The organism is Micromonospora sp. NPDC049366, assembly GCF_044466625.1.
In the GTDB taxonomy this organism is placed as follows: Bacteria; Actinomycetota; Actinomycetes; order Mycobacteriales; family Micromonosporaceae; genus Micromonospora.
Genome location: NZ_JBITMV010000013.1, coordinates 42,959 through 57,278, shown reverse-complemented (window position 1 = coordinate 57,278; position 14,320 = coordinate 42,959). Strand labels below are relative to the sequence as shown.

16 protein-coding genes are annotated in these 14,320 nt (G+C 73.9%); 9 read left to right on the top strand and 7 right to left on the bottom strand.

Translation table 11 applies throughout. From position 1 onward, the window contains the following. Positions 1 to 203: 203 nt before the first annotated feature. Together ACIBTV_RS19305 and ACIBTV_RS19300 are read left to right on the top strand one after the other, a co-directional pair. Complete coding sequence (locus ACIBTV_RS19305; RefSeq protein ID WP_396706627.1) at positions 204 to 743, top strand: RNA polymerase sigma factor; 540 nt, start codon at positions 204 to 206, stop codon at positions 741 to 743. Continuing rightward, positions 736 to 1,299, top strand: a complete 564-nt coding sequence (locus ACIBTV_RS19300; RefSeq protein ID WP_396706624.1) for a hypothetical protein — start codon at positions 736 to 738, stop codon at positions 1,297 to 1,299. The genes ACIBTV_RS19305 and ACIBTV_RS19300 overlap by 8 nt, the downstream gene beginning before the upstream one ends. Positions 1,300 to 1,308: 9 nt before the next feature. Here the strand turns inward: ACIBTV_RS19300 and ACIBTV_RS19295 are convergent, their stop codons facing one another. After that, positions 1,309 to 2,676, bottom strand: coding sequence for a protein kinase (locus tag ACIBTV_RS19295; protein ID WP_396706621.1), 1,368 nt, complete (start codon positions 2,674 to 2,676; stop codon positions 1,309 to 1,311). Positions 2,677 to 2,822: 146 nt separating this feature from the next. Here ACIBTV_RS19295 and ACIBTV_RS19290 point away from each other — a divergent pair, with 146 nt between their 5' ends. From ACIBTV_RS19290 to ACIBTV_RS19260, 7 genes are all read left to right on the top strand, one after another. Continuing rightward, complete coding sequence (locus ACIBTV_RS19290) at positions 2,823 to 3,560, top strand: hypothetical protein (protein ID WP_396706619.1); 738 nt, start codon at positions 2,823 to 2,825, stop codon at positions 3,558 to 3,560. Positions 3,561 to 3,679: 119 nt separating this feature from the next. Further along, entirely contained in the window at positions 3,680 to 4,021 is a 342-nt protein-coding gene (locus ACIBTV_RS19285) for a PadR family transcriptional regulator (protein ID WP_396706617.1), read from the top strand. Beyond that, the gene (locus ACIBTV_RS19280) at positions 4,018 to 4,968 is read left to right on the top strand and encodes a permease prefix domain 1-containing protein (protein WP_396706616.1); all 951 of its coding nucleotides are present in this window, start codon (positions 4,018 to 4,020) and stop codon (positions 4,966 to 4,968) included. The genes ACIBTV_RS19285 and ACIBTV_RS19280 overlap by 4 nt, the downstream gene beginning before the upstream one ends. Before the next feature lie 183 nt (positions 4,969 to 5,151). After that, positions 5,152 to 6,432 carry a sensor histidine kinase gene (locus tag ACIBTV_RS19275; RefSeq protein ID WP_396706614.1) on the top strand — a complete coding sequence of 427 codons (1,281 nt, stop codon included), beginning with the start codon at positions 5,152 to 5,154 and terminating at the stop codon, positions 6,430 to 6,432. Next, entirely contained in the window at positions 6,429 to 7,133 is a 705-nt protein-coding gene (locus tag ACIBTV_RS19270; protein WP_396706612.1) for a response regulator, read from the top strand. Before ACIBTV_RS19275 ends, ACIBTV_RS19270 begins: the two co-directional genes overlap by 4 nt. 80 nt (positions 7,134 to 7,213) lie before the next feature. Then, positions 7,214 to 8,107: an ABC transporter ATP-binding protein gene (locus tag ACIBTV_RS19265; protein WP_396706610.1), complete on the top strand. Its 894-nt coding sequence runs from the start codon at positions 7,214 to 7,216 to the stop codon at positions 8,105 to 8,107. After that, positions 8,104 to 9,165: an ABC transporter permease gene (locus tag ACIBTV_RS19260; protein WP_396706608.1), complete on the top strand. Its 1,062-nt coding sequence runs from the start codon at positions 8,104 to 8,106 to the stop codon at positions 9,163 to 9,165. The genes ACIBTV_RS19265 and ACIBTV_RS19260 overlap by 4 nt, the downstream gene beginning before the upstream one ends. Positions 9,166 to 9,228: 63 nt before the next feature. Here ACIBTV_RS19260 and ACIBTV_RS19255 read toward each other — a convergent pair whose 3' ends face one another. From ACIBTV_RS19255 to ACIBTV_RS19230, 6 genes are all read right to left on the bottom strand, one after another. Next, the gene (locus tag ACIBTV_RS19255; RefSeq protein ID WP_396706606.1) at positions 9,229 to 9,843 is read right to left on the bottom strand and encodes a DUF402 domain-containing protein; all 615 of its coding nucleotides are present in this window, start codon (positions 9,841 to 9,843) and stop codon (positions 9,229 to 9,231) included. Between the two features lie 7 nt (positions 9,844 to 9,850). Then, positions 9,851 to 10,600, bottom strand: a complete 750-nt coding sequence (locus ACIBTV_RS19250; protein WP_091589736.1) for a YebC/PmpR family DNA-binding transcriptional regulator — start codon at positions 10,598 to 10,600, stop codon at positions 9,851 to 9,853. A gap of 323 nt (positions 10,601 to 10,923) precedes the next feature. Continuing rightward, positions 10,924 to 11,523, bottom strand: a complete 600-nt coding sequence (gene pdxT / locus ACIBTV_RS19245; RefSeq protein ID WP_396706605.1) for a pyridoxal 5'-phosphate synthase glutaminase subunit PdxT — start codon at positions 11,521 to 11,523, stop codon at positions 10,924 to 10,926. A 5-nt stretch (positions 11,524 to 11,528) separates the two neighbouring features. Beyond that, positions 11,529 to 12,446, bottom strand: a complete 918-nt coding sequence (pdxS, locus tag ACIBTV_RS19240) for a pyridoxal 5'-phosphate synthase lyase subunit PdxS (protein WP_396706604.1) — start codon at positions 12,444 to 12,446, stop codon at positions 11,529 to 11,531. Positions 12,447 to 12,572: 126 nt separating this feature from the next. After that, positions 12,573 to 13,076, bottom strand: a complete 504-nt coding sequence (locus ACIBTV_RS19235; RefSeq protein ID WP_396706602.1) for a hypothetical protein — start codon at positions 13,074 to 13,076, stop codon at positions 12,573 to 12,575. Positions 13,077 to 13,158: 82 nt separating this feature from the next. Continuing rightward, the gene (locus tag ACIBTV_RS19230; RefSeq protein ID WP_396706601.1) at positions 13,159 to 14,319 is read right to left on the bottom strand and encodes a glycosyltransferase family 4 protein; all 1,161 of its coding nucleotides are present in this window, start codon (positions 14,317 to 14,319) and stop codon (positions 13,159 to 13,161) included. Between the last annotated feature and the right edge of the window lies 1 nt (position 14,320).

Sequence of the window (14,320 nt, the reverse complement as noted above, 5' to 3'; positions counted from 1 at the left end):
TCATGGGATGGTCGAGGTCGGTCGGCCTACCCTATCCCCGCTGCCGGGGCCCCCTCCAGCAGCCGCGCGGAGGTTCCCCGAGCAGGTGTTGTGGATCTCTTCCCGCCGCTCGCGGCGGTCGGTTGCCGGACTCGCGCCGGGCGTACGACGCCGGTCGGTCCTAGCCTGGAGACCCGCACTCCGGCGAGCCACTGGAGGCGTCGATGCCCCTCCCCGATGGCACCGACCGGCTGGCCCGCGCGGCCGCCCAGGGCGACCCGGCCGCGCTCGACGCCCTGCTCGCGGCCGTCCGGCCCGAGGTGCTCCGGCTCTGCGCCCGCCTGCTGCCCCACCGCGAGGACGCCGAGGAGGCCTGCCAGGACGCGCTGCTCGCGATCGCCCGGGGCATCACCCGCTTCGAGCAGCGGTCGTCGTTCCACACCTGGCTCTACCGGCTCACCGCCAACCGGGCCCGGTCCACCTACCGGGTGCTGCGCCGACGCTGGCTGGTGGAGGCCGGCGGCGTACCGCTGCCGGAGGCGCCGGACCCACGACGGACCAGCGTGGTCGCGGGTACCCGGCTCGATCTGCTCGACGCGCTCGACGCGATCCGGCCCGAGCTCGCCGAGGCGGTCACCCTGCGCGACGTGCTCGGCTTGGGCTACGGGGAGATCGCGGCCCTGCTCGACCTGCCGGAGGGCACCGTCAAGTCCCGTCTCCACCAGGCGCGCCAGCAGGTCCGCCGGCGCCTGGCCGATGGCTAGGCCGGCGCACCCGGCCCGGCGGCCGGCCGCCGCCGAAGCGCTCCTCGCCGCGGCGTTGACCCTCTCGGCCTGCGGCGACGACGCGGTCTCACCGCTGCCGGTGCGAGCGCCCACGCCGACCACGGCCGCCGCCTCCGCCGCCGGGCCGAGCGCCCCGGCGACCACCGCCGCGCCGGGTTCGACCGCCCCGCCCGACGTCGATCCGACCGTACGCCGACCGCCTCCCGCCGCCCCCTCGCCGACCCGCAGCTCGGCCCGCCCGACGCGCACCCCGTCACCGAGCGCGCCGCCGAGCGCCTGCCTGGGCGCGGTCCGCTACGACCTGGTGCTGGCCGAGACCGAGCTGGCCCTGGTGCGGTCGCTCTGCTTCGCGCCCGGCGGGGTGCTGCGCATCGTGGGCATCGGTCCGGGCGAAATCACGGTCGACCGGCCGGAGCTGGTGTCCCGCAACTACGAGGCGGGCGTGCAGGACCTGCGGTTCCTGCGGGCCGGCACGGTCGAGGTGACCATCCCTTACGACGGTCGGGCGTACGTCGTCGCGGTGGTGGTGACCTGACCGGCCCGCCTACCGCACCCGCACGCCGGCGAGCAGCGCGTCGACGAACTCGGTCCCGCCACCGGGCGGGGGCACGGCCTGCACGTACAGCAGGGCGGTCCGATCGGCGGCGAGCCCGGCGGCCTCCACGACGACCGGCCGCGCCCCGGGGCAGGTGAAGGCGGCCACCACCCAGTCGGTCCCGCCCTGGCGGGTCCGCCGCACCGGCGCCGGTACGCAGTCCGCGTGCGGTCGTTCCGCCAGAAAACCCTCCGCGCTGGTCCGCCGGGCGGTGCTCGCGGAGAGGCCGACGAAGGCCCCCGGCACCGTCGGATCCGTGGCCCACCGCCCCGGGTCCGGCGAGACGATCAGCGCCGGTTCCAACGCGCCGTCGTCGCCGTACTGGCCGGCCCAGCCGGTGCCGGTGGCCCGCCACCCGGGCGGCAGGATCACCACCACCGGTCCACTGGCCGCCGTGCCGGCGGTGTGCCGGCGGGTCGCCGCGTCACCGGCCGCCACACCCAGCGCGGCGAGCGCCACCAGCCCCGCGCCCGTGACGGTGGCGACCCGTCGCCGCGCCGACCTGCGGCGCCCACCGACCGCCCTGGTCACGCCCACCGGTCCCGTCTCGGCGTCGGCCGGCGCGGCGACGGCCCGGGCGAGGGCCGCGCGGAACGCCGTCGCGTCGGCGTAGCGGTCGTCCGGGTGAAGCGCGGTGGCCCGGGCGAGCACGGCCGCCACCGCCGGCGCGGGGGTCTCCTCCCCGAGCAGGCGCAGGCCGAGCCGGCCCAGCCCGAACACGTCGGCGCGGGTGTCCACCGCGGCGCAGGGGTCGTCCTGCTCCGGCGCCATGTAGCCGGGGGTGCCCGCCCGGGCGGTCAGGCCGGACGCCGCGGCGAGCGCCTTGGCCAGGCCGAGGTCGGCGATGAGCACCTGCTCGGCGGCCGGCCCGTCCCGGCCGTCGGGGGCGGACCGGAAGAGGATGTTGCCCGGGGTCAGGTCGCGGTGCACCACGGCGTGCCGGTGCAGCACGGCCACGCCGGCGGCGATCTGGTCCAGCAGGGCGAGCGCCGCCGGCACCGGCAGCGGGCCGAGGGCCAGCCGGTCCCGCAGGCTGCCGCCGTCCGCCCAGGCCAGCACGGCGTACGGACGGCCGTCGGGCAGTTCGCCGACCGCGTGCACCCGGACCAGCCGCTCGTGGTCCAACCGGCGCAGCAGCCGCGCCTCGTCGAGGAACCGCTCCCGGACCCGCAGGTCGTGGCTCCAGTTCTCGGCCAGCACCTTGATCGCCACCGGGCCGTCGAGGGCCGGATCGTGCCCGAGCCAGACCGTCGCGAACGATCCCGTGCCCAGCAGCCGTTCGACCCGGTACGGCCCGATGCGCTCCGGTGCGGTCAATCGCCTCACCCCCGCCGAGCGGCACGTGGGCCCCGCTCCCTTCCGACCGTAGAGGCCGCGGCGCGCGTCGGGTACCCGACGAACCGCGGGTGGTCGGGCGGAGACCAACAGGACAGGAGGTTCGACATCCGAGGAGGAGATCCACCATGAACCGCTTCCCGTCCACCGTTCTCGCCGGTGTGCTGGCGTTCGTCGCCGCCACGTCGGTCGCCGCCGCCCCGGCCGGGGCCGCGCCCGGCCCCGTCACCGCCGCGTCGGCCGCACCCCGCCTGACCGACGCCGCCGAGGTCGCGTCCCGCCCCGCCGATGCCGCCGGGGTCGCCTCCCGTCCCGCCGACGCCGCCAAGGTGGCGGCCCGTCCCGCCGGGGTTGCCTCCCGTCCCGCCGGGGTGGCGGCCCGTCCCGTGACGCCGGCCCGGGCCGGTGCGACGACGGCCACCTCGACCGATGTGCTGAGCGTCCGGGGCGCCGGCCCGTTCCGGATCGGCGACCGCCTGGACCGGCTCACCGCCGCCGGCCTGATCGACTGGGTGGCCGAGGGCTGCTCGGGTGTGCGGCACGCCGGCGTGACCGGGCCCTGGGCCGGGGTGATCCTGCTGGCCTTCATGGGAGGCCGGCTCGTCGAGATCTCGACGGCCACCGCGCCGCCGCGCTCCCCCGCCGGTGCCGCGGTCGGCATGTCGTTCGCCGAGTTGGAGGCGATCTACGGGCGGCGCGGTTCGCTGATCCGGAACGACGCGGGGACCGCGTCGGCGTACCTGGTCCGGGTCGGATCCCGGGTGGAGCTGTTCACCGGCCACCCGATCCGCCCGGGCGTCGGTGCCTTCCAGGTCGGGCCGGCGTCCTTCGTCGAGCGCGGCTTCCGCCAGGGTCCGTCCTGCTGAGAGACCCATCCCCGGCCCGGTACGCATCGTCGTACCGGGCCGGTCCCGTTACATCACCGTCGGGCACACGATGATGTAGCCGTAGACAACGGTGTGTGTCACACAGTATGGTGTGACGCATGGTCAGCGACGAGATCCTCCGGACGCACCTCCAGGAGCTGCGGCGGGGCACGGTCGTGGTGGCGAGCCTGGTGGCCCTGCGTCACCCCGGCTACGGCTACGCGCTGCTGCAACGGCTCACCGGCCACGGCTTCCCGGTGGACGCCAACACGCTCTACCCGCTGCTGCGCCGCCTCGAAGAACAGGGGCTGCTGACCAGCGAGTGGAACACCGAGGAGAGCCGCCCCCGAAAGTTCTACCGGACCAGCGACGACGGCGAATCGGTCCTGCGCCGACTCCTCGACGACCTGGCCGCCGTACAGACCTCTCTCACCGGCCTGATCGAAGGAGTGGACCGATGACCTCCCTGACCGACCGCTACCTCGCCGCCACCCTGCGCTCCGTCCCCGCCGCCCGACGCGAGGAGATCGCCACCGAGCTGCGCGCCTCGATCGAAGACATGATCGACGGCCGTTCGGCCGACGGCCACGACCCGACCACCGCCGAGCGGGAGGTGCTCACCGAGCTGGGCAACCCGGCCCAGCTCGCCGCCCGCTACGCCGACCGCCGGCTCCAGCTCATCGGCCCGACCTACTACCTGGCCTGGGAGCGGCTGCTGAAGCTCCTGCTCTCCTTCGTGCCGGCCCTCGTCGGCGTCGTGGTCGGCCTGGTCGAGGCGACCGACGGCGACAACCCCGGCGGGGCGGTCGGCACCGCCATCGGCACGGCGATCCAGGTCGCGGTCCAGATCGCCTTCTGGGTCACCCTCGTCTTCGCGATCCTCGAACGCACCAACGCGTCGCTCGACCTGCCCGAGTGGACCGTCGACCAGTTGCCCGAGCACCAGGCCGACCGGCAGATCACGCTGACCGACACCGCCGCCGCCGTCGGCTGGCTCGTCCTGGTCATCGCGTACCTGCCGCTGCAGCACTTCCACTCGTTCGTGCCCGACCGCGACAACGGCAACCTGCCGATCCTCGACCCGGCGCTGTGGAGCTTCTGGCTGCCGTTCCTGATCGCCGTGCTGGTCGCCAACGTCGGCCTGGAGATCGCCAAGTACCGGGCCGGCCGCTGGACCTGGCCGCTGGTCGGCGCCAACGCCGCCGTCAACCTGGCGTTCTCCGTGCCGGTCATCTGGCTGATCTCGACCGACCGGCTGCTCAACCCGGACTTCGTGGCCCGCTGGGAGTGGCTCGGGCAGGCGGAGAACCTGAACCTCGTCGCCACCCTCGTCGTGGTCGGCACGGTCCTGATCGCGCTCTGGGACATCGCCGACAGCGCGCTCAAGGCGTACCGCAACCGGCACTGACGCCGACGCACGACGCGGCCCGGCACCCACGGGGGTGCCGGGCCGCGACACGTCCACGTCGGACGGCAGAGGTACGCACGGCGGCGGCTCCGCCGGCCATCGACGATCGGCATGGGCAGGTGACGGGCCGCGCGACGGAGACGGGATTGGGCGGTCGCGGGAGTGGATGGGATCCTTGACCAGGTGACCACCCCCACAAGTGACGACTGGCGCCGCCCCGGGCCCACCCGGGAGCAGCGGCGCCTGGACCTCTACGGCGGGCTGGCCCTGACCGTGCTGGCCCTGTTCAGCCTCACCCTGACCCGCAGCACCGGGGCGTTCCTGCTCGGGCCGCCGCCCTCCGGTCCCGAGCAGATCTTCTGGACCGTCGCGGTGACGCTCCCACTGATCTGGCGGCGCCGCTTCCCGGTCGCCATCTCGCTGGTCATCGCGGCCGCCTTCATCGCCGCGCAGGCCCGGTCGGCGCCGGAGACGCAGCTCTCCAGCTGGGCGCTGTTCGCGGCGATCTACACGCTCGGGGCGTGGGGCCCGGACCGGCGGCTGTCCCGGCGGCTGCGAATCGGCATCATCGCCGCCATGTTCGCCTGGCTCGGCGTCTACTACGCGGTGACCATGGGCAGCATCCCGCCCGACGCGTTCGAGCGGGCCGTCGGGCCGGTGCCCCCGCTGCTCGCCGCCATGGTGACCGGCGTGCTGGTCAACGTCCTGTACTTCGGGTTCGCGTACTTCTTCGGGGAGACCGCGTGGCTGGCCGCGCACCGGCAGCACGAGCTGGCGGAGCGGGCGGAGGAGCTGCGCCGCTCGCAGGCCGAGGCGCGTGGACGGGCGGTGATGGGCGAACGGGTCCGGATCGCCCGTGAGCTGCACGACGTGGTCGCCCACCACGTCTCCGTCATGGGGGTGCAGGCGTCGGCCTGCCGGCGGGTGCTCGACCGTGACCCGGACAAGGCGCGTACCGCGTTGACGGCGATCGAGCAGACCGCCCGCACCGCCGTGGACGAGCTGCGCCGGATGCTCGGTGTGCTGCGGGCCGGCGAGGCCGTCCCCGATCCGGTCGGGCCAGCCGCCGGCGTCGACGGGATCGCGGCCGTCGTGGAGCGGGCCCGCGACGCCGGGCTGCGCGCCACGCTCGGCGTGTACGGGGACCCGGTGCCGCTGCCCGAATCGGTGTCCCAGGCGGTGTACCGGGTCGTGCAGGAGGCGGTGACGAACGTCCTCAGACACGCGACCGGGGCGGGCGTGCTCGACGTCCGGCTGCGGTACCTGGCCCGGGAGGTGGAGGTCGACGTGACCGACGACGGCCGGCCCACCCGCCCGGCGAACCCCGACGGGCTGGGCCTGGTCGGGATGCGCGAGCGGGTCGCCACGCACGACGGCACGCTGGAGGCGGGGCCGCGCGGCGGCGGCGGTTGGCGCGTACGCGCCCGGTTCCCGGTGCCGGCTGCCGTCCCGGAGCCGGCGTGAACGCCCCGGCGGCCGGGGACCGGCCGATCCGCGTGCTGCTCGCCGACGACCAGCACCTGGTCCGCACCGGCTTCCGGGTCATCCTCGAGGTGGAGGACGACATCGATGTGGTCGGCGAGGCCGCCGACGGTGAGCGGGCGGTGAGCATGACCCGGGCGCTGCACCCCGACGTGGTGCTGATGGACGTGGAGATGCCCGGCGTCGACGGTCTGGAGGCGACCCGGCGGATCACCGCCGCCACCTCGCCGGAGGGACCGGCGGTGCTGATCCTCACCACCTTCGACCGGGACGACTACCTGTTCGCGGCGCTGCGTGCCGGGGCGAGCGGTTTCCTGCTCAAGAACGGCACCCCGGAGGCGCTCATCGAGGCGATCCGGGTGCTGGCCCGCGGCGACGGCCTCCTCGCCCCGGAGCTCACCCGCCGGGTGATCGCCACGTTCGCCCGGCCGGGCGACCCGTCCGGGGTGGGCGGCACGGAGACCGGTGACGCCGCGCTGCGCGACCTGACCCCACGCGAACGGGAGGTGCTGGTCCTGGTCGCCCGGGGCGCCAGCAACGCCGAGATCGCCGCCGCCCTGCACCTCGGGGAGGCGACGGTGAAGACCCACGTCAGCCGGGTGTTGGCGAAGCTGGGGCTGCGCGACCGGGTCCAGGCGGTGGTGTTCGCGTACGAGCAGGGGGTGGTCCGGGCCGGCGGGTGAGCGGGTCCGTCGCGGGGTGGACCCGGATCTCCACCGGCGGACGGACGGCGGCCGGCGCCCGGCGATTTAGCGTGGGCGCCGTGACCAATGTGCTCCGCCTCGACGGCGTCGACCGCAGCTTCGGCGACCGTCAGGTGCTCAAGAACGTGTCCTTCGACGTGGTCGCCGGACGGATGACCGGCTTCGTCGGCGGCAACGGCGCCGGCAAGACGACGACCATGCGGATCATCCTCGGCGTCCTCGCCGCCGACCGGGGCGCGGTGAGCTGGCGGGGCTTCCCGCTGACCCGGGACGCGCGCCGCCGTTTCGGCTACATGCCGGAGGAGCGCGGCCTCTACCCGAAGATGAGCGTCCGCGAGCAGGTGGTCTACCTGGGCCGGCTGCACGGCCTGACCGCCGAGGCGGCCCGCCGGGCGACGGACGCGCTGCTGGAGCGGGTCGGCCTCGCCGAGCGCGGCGACGACCTGCTGGAGACGCTGTCTCTGGGCAACCAGCAGCGCGCCCAGATCGCCGCCGCGCTGGTGCACGACCCCGAGGTCCTGGTGCTGGACGAGCCGTTCTCCGGCCTGGACCCGCTGGCCGTCGACACGGTCGTGGCGGTGCTGCGGGAGCGGGCCGCCGCCGGTGTCCCGGTGCTGTTCTCCAGCCACCAGCTCGACGTGGTGGAGCGGCTCTGCGACGACCTGGTGATCATCGCGGACGGCACGATCCGCGCCGCCGGTGACCGCGAGCAGCTGCGCCGGACGTACACGTCGCCCCGGTTCGAGCTGGTGGTCGAGACCGACGCCGGCTGGCTGCGCGACCAGCCCGGGGTGACCCTGGTCGACCTCGACGGCGCCCGCGCCGTGTTCGACCTGGCGCCCGGCACCGACGAGCAGCCGGTGCTGCACGCGGCCCTGACCCGCGGTCCGGTGCGCACGTTCCGCCCGGTCCGCCCCTCCCTCGCCGAGATCTTCCGAGAGGTCGCCCAGTGAACACGATGCAGGCCGCCCGGCTGGTCGCCGCCCGGGAGATCCGGGTCAAGCTACGCGACAAGACGTTCCTGTTCAGCACGCTGTTCTTCCTGCTCATCGCCGCCGCGGCGACCATCCTGCCGCCGCTGCTCTCCGGTGGGCCGGACAGCGTGGCGGTGACCGAGCAGGCGGCCGGGCCGCTACGCGCGGCCGGGCTGGAGGTGCGGACGGTGCCCGACGACCGGGCCGCCGAGCAGGCCGTCCGCGACGGCGACGTGGACGCCGCCGTCGTCGCCGGTCCGACCGTGCTCGCCATGGACGAGGCGCCCGACGAGGTGGTGTCCGCGCTGAGCACCCAGCCGCCGGTCCGGCTGCTCGACCCGGACGCGGTGAATCCGGTGGTGGCGTTCCTGGTGCCGTTCGTGTTCGCGTTCGTCTTCTTCGTGACGTCCCAGACCTTCGGCGCGCAGATCGCGCAGAGCATCATCGAGGAGAAGCAGACCCGGATCGTGGAGATCCTGGTGGCGGCGGTGCCCGTACGGGCCCTGCTGATCGGAAAGATGGTCGCCGGGACGCTGCTCGCCCTCGGCCAGATCGCCCTGGTGGCGCTGGTCGCGGTCGCCGGCATGGCGTTCAGCGGGGACACCGGGCTGCTGCACCTGCTCGCCCCGGCGATCGGCTGGTTCCTGCCGTTCTTCCTGCTGGGCTTCGTGCTGATCGCGGCGATGTGGGCGGCGGCCGGCGCACTGGTCAACCGCCTGGAGGACATCGGTGGCGTGTCGACGCCGGTGCAGCTCGCGGTGATGCTGCCGTTCTTCGCGGTGATCTTCCTGAACGACAACGCGACCGCCATGCGGGTGCTGTCCTACCTGCCGTTCTCCGCGCCCACCGCGATGCCGCTGCGGCTGTTCACCGACGACGCGGCCGCCTGGGAGCCGGTGGTGTCGCTGATCCTGCTGCTGGCCACCGCCGCCGGGTTCCTGCTCGCCGGCGCCCGCGTGTACGAGGGCGCGCTGCTGCGGACCAACGGCCGCATCTCGATCGGGACGGCGTGGCGGACCCGGGAGACGCTGGGCTGAGCGCTGCCCTCGGTGGGTGCATCTGATGTCGTCACAGCGACGACAGCAGATGCACCCACGGCGTCATACTGCGACCGCATGCCAGCCGGCGGGCAGCCGGGGCACCGGCCAGGCCGGGTCGGGCTTCCAGGAGGCCCAACTCTCGTCCCACCACCGCTCACCCGCGTCCAACAGGGCCGCGATCCGGTCGCCCTCGGCGCGGATCGCCGCCTCCATCCCCGGGTAGCGGCCCTCGACGAGCCGCTGCGCGAAGATCTCCACGTCCTTCCAGACGTAGCGGTCGGCGTCCGCGGCCCACCACAGGTCCAACTCGTGGTCGAGGGTGTCCACCCCGATGGGTGTACGCCGCAGCGCGTCCTGGAGGTTGAAGTACCAGCCGGCGAAGGCGCGGTCGGCGCCGGACCAGAACACGTCCACCGAGTGCGCCTCGCCGGGGCGCTGGAGCATCAGCTTGCCGTGCCCGCTCCACGCCCGGTGGCCGGCGGTCTGCCACGGGTGCCGGCCGCACGGGAACTCGCCCAGCTCGGGGAAGCCGAACTCGGCGCCCGGCGGCAGGTAGAGGGCGAGCAGGTCGGGACTGTCCTCGACGCAGATCGTCGGGCAGCCGAACCACACCTCGCCGAGCAGGATCTCGCGCCGGACGACCACGTCGCCCGGCGCGAACCGTCGGTCCGTCACGGTCGGGTCAGCCGACCGCTGCCATGACCTCGTCGCTGACGTCGAAGTTCGCGTAGACGTTCTGCACGTCGTCGCAGTCCTCCAGGACGTCGATAAGCTTGAAGATCTTGCGCGCGCCCTCCTCGTCGAGGGGAACGTTCACGCTCGGGATCAGCGAGGACTCGGCCGACTCGTACTCGATGCCGGCGTCCTGCAGCGCGGTGCGCACCGGGATCAGGTCGGTCGGCTCGGAGACCACCTCGAACGCCTCACCGAGGTCGTTGACCTCTTCGGCGCCGGCGTCGAGGACGGCCAGCATGACGTCGTCCTCGGTGGTGCCCGCCTTGGGGACGATCACCACGCCCTTGCGGGAGAACATGTACGACACCGAGCCGGCGTCGGCGAACGAGCCGCCGTTGCGGGTCAGCGCCGTCCGCACCTCGGTCGCCGCGCGGTTGCGGTTGTCGGTCAGGCACTCGATCAGCAGCGCGACACCGTTCGGGCCGTAGCCCTCATACATGATCGTCTGGTAATCGGCGCCGCCGGCCTCCAGGCCGGAGCCACGCTTGACCGCGCGGTCGATGTTGTCGTTCGGGACCGAGTTCTTCTTCGCCTTCTGGATGGCGTCGTAGAGGGTCGGGTTACCGGCCGGGTCCCCGCCGCCGGTGCGGGCCGCCACTTCGACGTTCTTGATCAGCTTGGCGAACATCTTGCCGCGCTTGGCGTCGATGACGGCCTTCTTGTGCTTGGTGGTCGCCCACTTTGAGTGGCCGGACATCTGCTACCTCCGTCTGTCATTCCACGCCTGCGTCGACTGCCACGCCGATCCACGCCGCACCCGGCGATCCGGCGGCCGGTCGGCACCCGCGGGAGACGCCACGCGGGCGGTTGGCGCTGCCGAACCGCGGCAATCCTACCGAGGTCGCACCCCGGCGTGTCACACCCGGCTACCACCGGGGGCTGCGCCGCGTCCTCGGGCGCACCCTGGACACAACGGCCGGGGCGCGAGAAACATGCCCCGGCCGCGCCGGTCCGCCGGCCGCCCGCCCGCTCAGCCGGCGGCGAACACGGCCCGCTCAGCCGGCGGCGAACACGGCCCGGTCAGCCGGCCGCGCGCACCAGGTCCACGAAGTAGCGGTGCAGCCGCCGGTCACCGGTCAGCTCCGGGTGGAACGACGTGGCGAGCAGGTTGCCCTGCCGTACCGCGACGATCCGCCCGGCCGCCGGGCCCTCGGTGACCCGTCCCAGCACCTCGACGCCGTCGCCGACCCGCTCGACCCAGGGCGCCCGGATGAAGACCGCGTGGAACGGCTCGCCGTCGACACCACTGACGGCGACCGGCGCCTCGAACGAGTCGACCTGCCGGCCGAACGCGTTGCGGCGGACCGTCATCGTGATGCCGTCGAAGCCGCGCTGGTCGGGGCGGCCGTCCAGCACCTCGGTGGCGAGCATGATCATGCCCGCGCAGGATCCGTAGACCGGCATCCCGGCGGCGATCCGCTTGTCGATCGGCTCACGCAGCTCGAAGATGTCGACCAGCTTGCTGATCGTGGTGGATTCGCCCCCGGGGATCACCAGCCCGTCGACCGCGTCCAGCTCGTGCGGACGCCGGATCGGGCGGACGTCCGCGCCCGCCGCCGCGAGGGCGGCGGCGTGCTCGCGGACGTCGCCCTGCAGGGCGAGCACCCCGATGGCGGGCATCCCGGTCACCAGCCGCGCTCGGCCAGCCGGTGCGGCTGCGGGATCTCGTCGACGTTGATGCCGACCATCGCCTCGCCGAGACCGCGGGAGACCTTCGCCAGCACGTCCGGATCGTCGTGGAAGGTGGTGGCCTTCACGATCGCCGCGGCGCGCTGCGCCGGGTTGCCGGACTTGAAGATGCCGGAGCCGACGAAGACACCCTCGGCCCCCAGCTGCATCATCATCGCGGCGTCGGCCGGGGTGGCGATCCCACCGGCGGTGAAGAGCACCACCGGCAGCTTGCCGGTCTCGGCGATCTCCTTGACCAGCTCGTACGGGGCCTGAAGCTCCTTCGCCGCCACGAACAGCTCGTCCTCCGGCAGCGACTGGAGCCGGCGGATCTCCTGTCGGATCTTGCGCATGTGGGTGGTGGCGTTCGAGACGTCACCGGTGCCGGCCTCGCCCTTGGAGCGGATCATGGCCGCGCCCTCGGTGATCCGGCGCAGCGCCTCGCCCAGGTTGGTGGCGCCGCAGACGAACGGGACGGTGAACGCCCACTTGTCGATGTGGTTGGCGTAGTCGGCCGGGGTCAGCACCTCGGACTCGTCGACGTAGTCGACGCCGAGCGACTGGAGGATCTGCGCCTCGACGAAGTGGCCGATGCGGGCCTTTGCCATCACCGGGATGGAGACGGCGTTGATGATGCCGTCGATCATGTCGGGGTCGCTCATCCGGGACACGCCGCCCTGGGCGCGGATGTCGGCGGGCACCCGCTCCAGCGCCATCACGGCGACGGCTCCGGCGTCCTCAGCGATCTTGGCCTGCTCGGGGGTGACCACGTCCATGATCACGCCGCCCTTGAGCATCTCGGCCATGCCGCGCTTGACGCGGGCGGTGCCGACGACGGGGCTGGCGGTGGTGTTCGGGGAGGTGGTTTCGGGCACGGGTTATCGCTCCTCGGGCGTGCTCTGGGGGTGGCAGCGAAAATGCTACGCCGGGTGCAACGCCGGGCCGACAGCCAATCAGACCACCGGTGGCCTGCTCTGTGGCGGTCGTCACCGGGGAAACGGTCAACCGGTCGGGACGTCCGCCGGGGCCGTCAACGTCGGGTCGTCGATGTCGAAGTAGCGGGGCCACTGCCGGCCGCGCCCCATCCGCAACAGGCGCACCAGTGGTCGCCCCCGTGCCGTACGGGCGTCCCGGACGAGATCCGTGTGCACCTGCCGGGCCAGCGCGAGACGGCGGCTGGCCGCGATGACCGCGTCGCAGTCCGGGTCCGTCGGGTCCAACTGCACCGCGCGCAGCTGGCGGGTGAGGTCGTTCTCGGCCGCCTCCCGCTCGTCCGGGCGCGCGTCGAGCGCGATCCGCGCCGCCGCGTACAGCTCGACGCCGTACCGCCGCTCGGCGAGCACCGCGGCGGCCGCCGCGCGCCGCAGCAGGTGTGCCTCCAGGGCGCGGGCGGCGAGCTCCGCCCGGGCGTGCAGCCGCTGGACCCGGCCGGCGGTCCAGATCAGGTACGCCGAGAGGACCCCGACGACCACGATCGCGCCCACCACCCACCGCATGCCCGGCATCGTAGTGCTGCTCCCATCCGGTCCCGACGGTCCGTCCGACGCGGGAGGGCCCGGTCACGCCGGGGTCCTCCTGGTCCCCGGCTCAGCCCAGCTCCACCCACTCCTGGTCGATGACCCGACCGTCGGTGGCCTCGATGGCCGCCGCGTACACCTCGAGGACCCGCCGGGCGACCACCGGCCAGTCGAACGTCGACACCACCTGGTCGCCGCAGGCGGTGAGGGTGGCCCGCGCCGCCGGGTCGTCGAGCAGTTCGACGAGCGCGTCACCCAGCGCCGTCGCGTTGCCGGTCGGGAAGAGCCGGCCGGCCCGGCCGCCGTCGAGGACCCGGCGGAACGCGTCGAGGTCACTGGCGACCACGGTGGTGCCGGCCGCGAGCGCCTCGGTGAGGATCATGCCGAACGACTCGCCGCCGGTGTTCGGTGCCGCGTAGACGTGCACGCTGCGCAGCATCCGCGCCTTGTCCGCCTCGGAGACCAGGCCGAGGAAGGTGACCCGGTCCCGCAGCTCGGGCGGGAACTGGTCGTAGAGGTCGTCCGACTCGCCCGGCCCGGCCACCAGCAGCCGCAGGCCCGGACGATGCGGCGCCAGCCGTACGAAGGCGTCGCGCAGCACCGGGAAGCCCTTGCGGGGCTCGGTGAAGCGACCCAGGAACCCGATGCTCCCGCCGCTGCCCGGCGCGCACTCCCCCGGCCATCCGGGCAGCGGCGGCGCGTCGGCGAACTTCGCCACCGCGACCCCGTTCGGGATCTCCACGGCGCCGCCGTCGAGGTGCTCGACCTGCACCTTGCGGGCCAGAGCGCTCACCGCGATCCGGGCGGTGATGCGTTCCAGGACGATCTGGAGCACCCCCTGGGCGGCGGCCAGCGCCCGGGACCGGATGATCGCGGTGTGGAAGGTCGCCACCACGGGCCCACGGGCGGAGAGGACCGCGAGCAGCGACAGACTCAGCGTCAGCGGCTCGTGCACGTGCAGCACGTCGAAGTCGCCCCGGGTGATCCAGCGGCGGACCCGGGCGGTGGAGACCGGGCCGAACGCGATCCGGGCCACCGAGCCGTTGTAGGGCAGCGGGACCGCCCGACCGGCCGGCACCACGTACGGCGGCAGCGGCGAGTCCTCGTCGGCGGGGGCGAGCACGCTCACCTCGTGGCCGAGGGCGATCAGCGCCTCCGCGAGATCCATGACGTGGTTCTGCACGCCGCCCGGGACGTCGAAGGAGTACGGGCACACGATCCCGACCCGCACG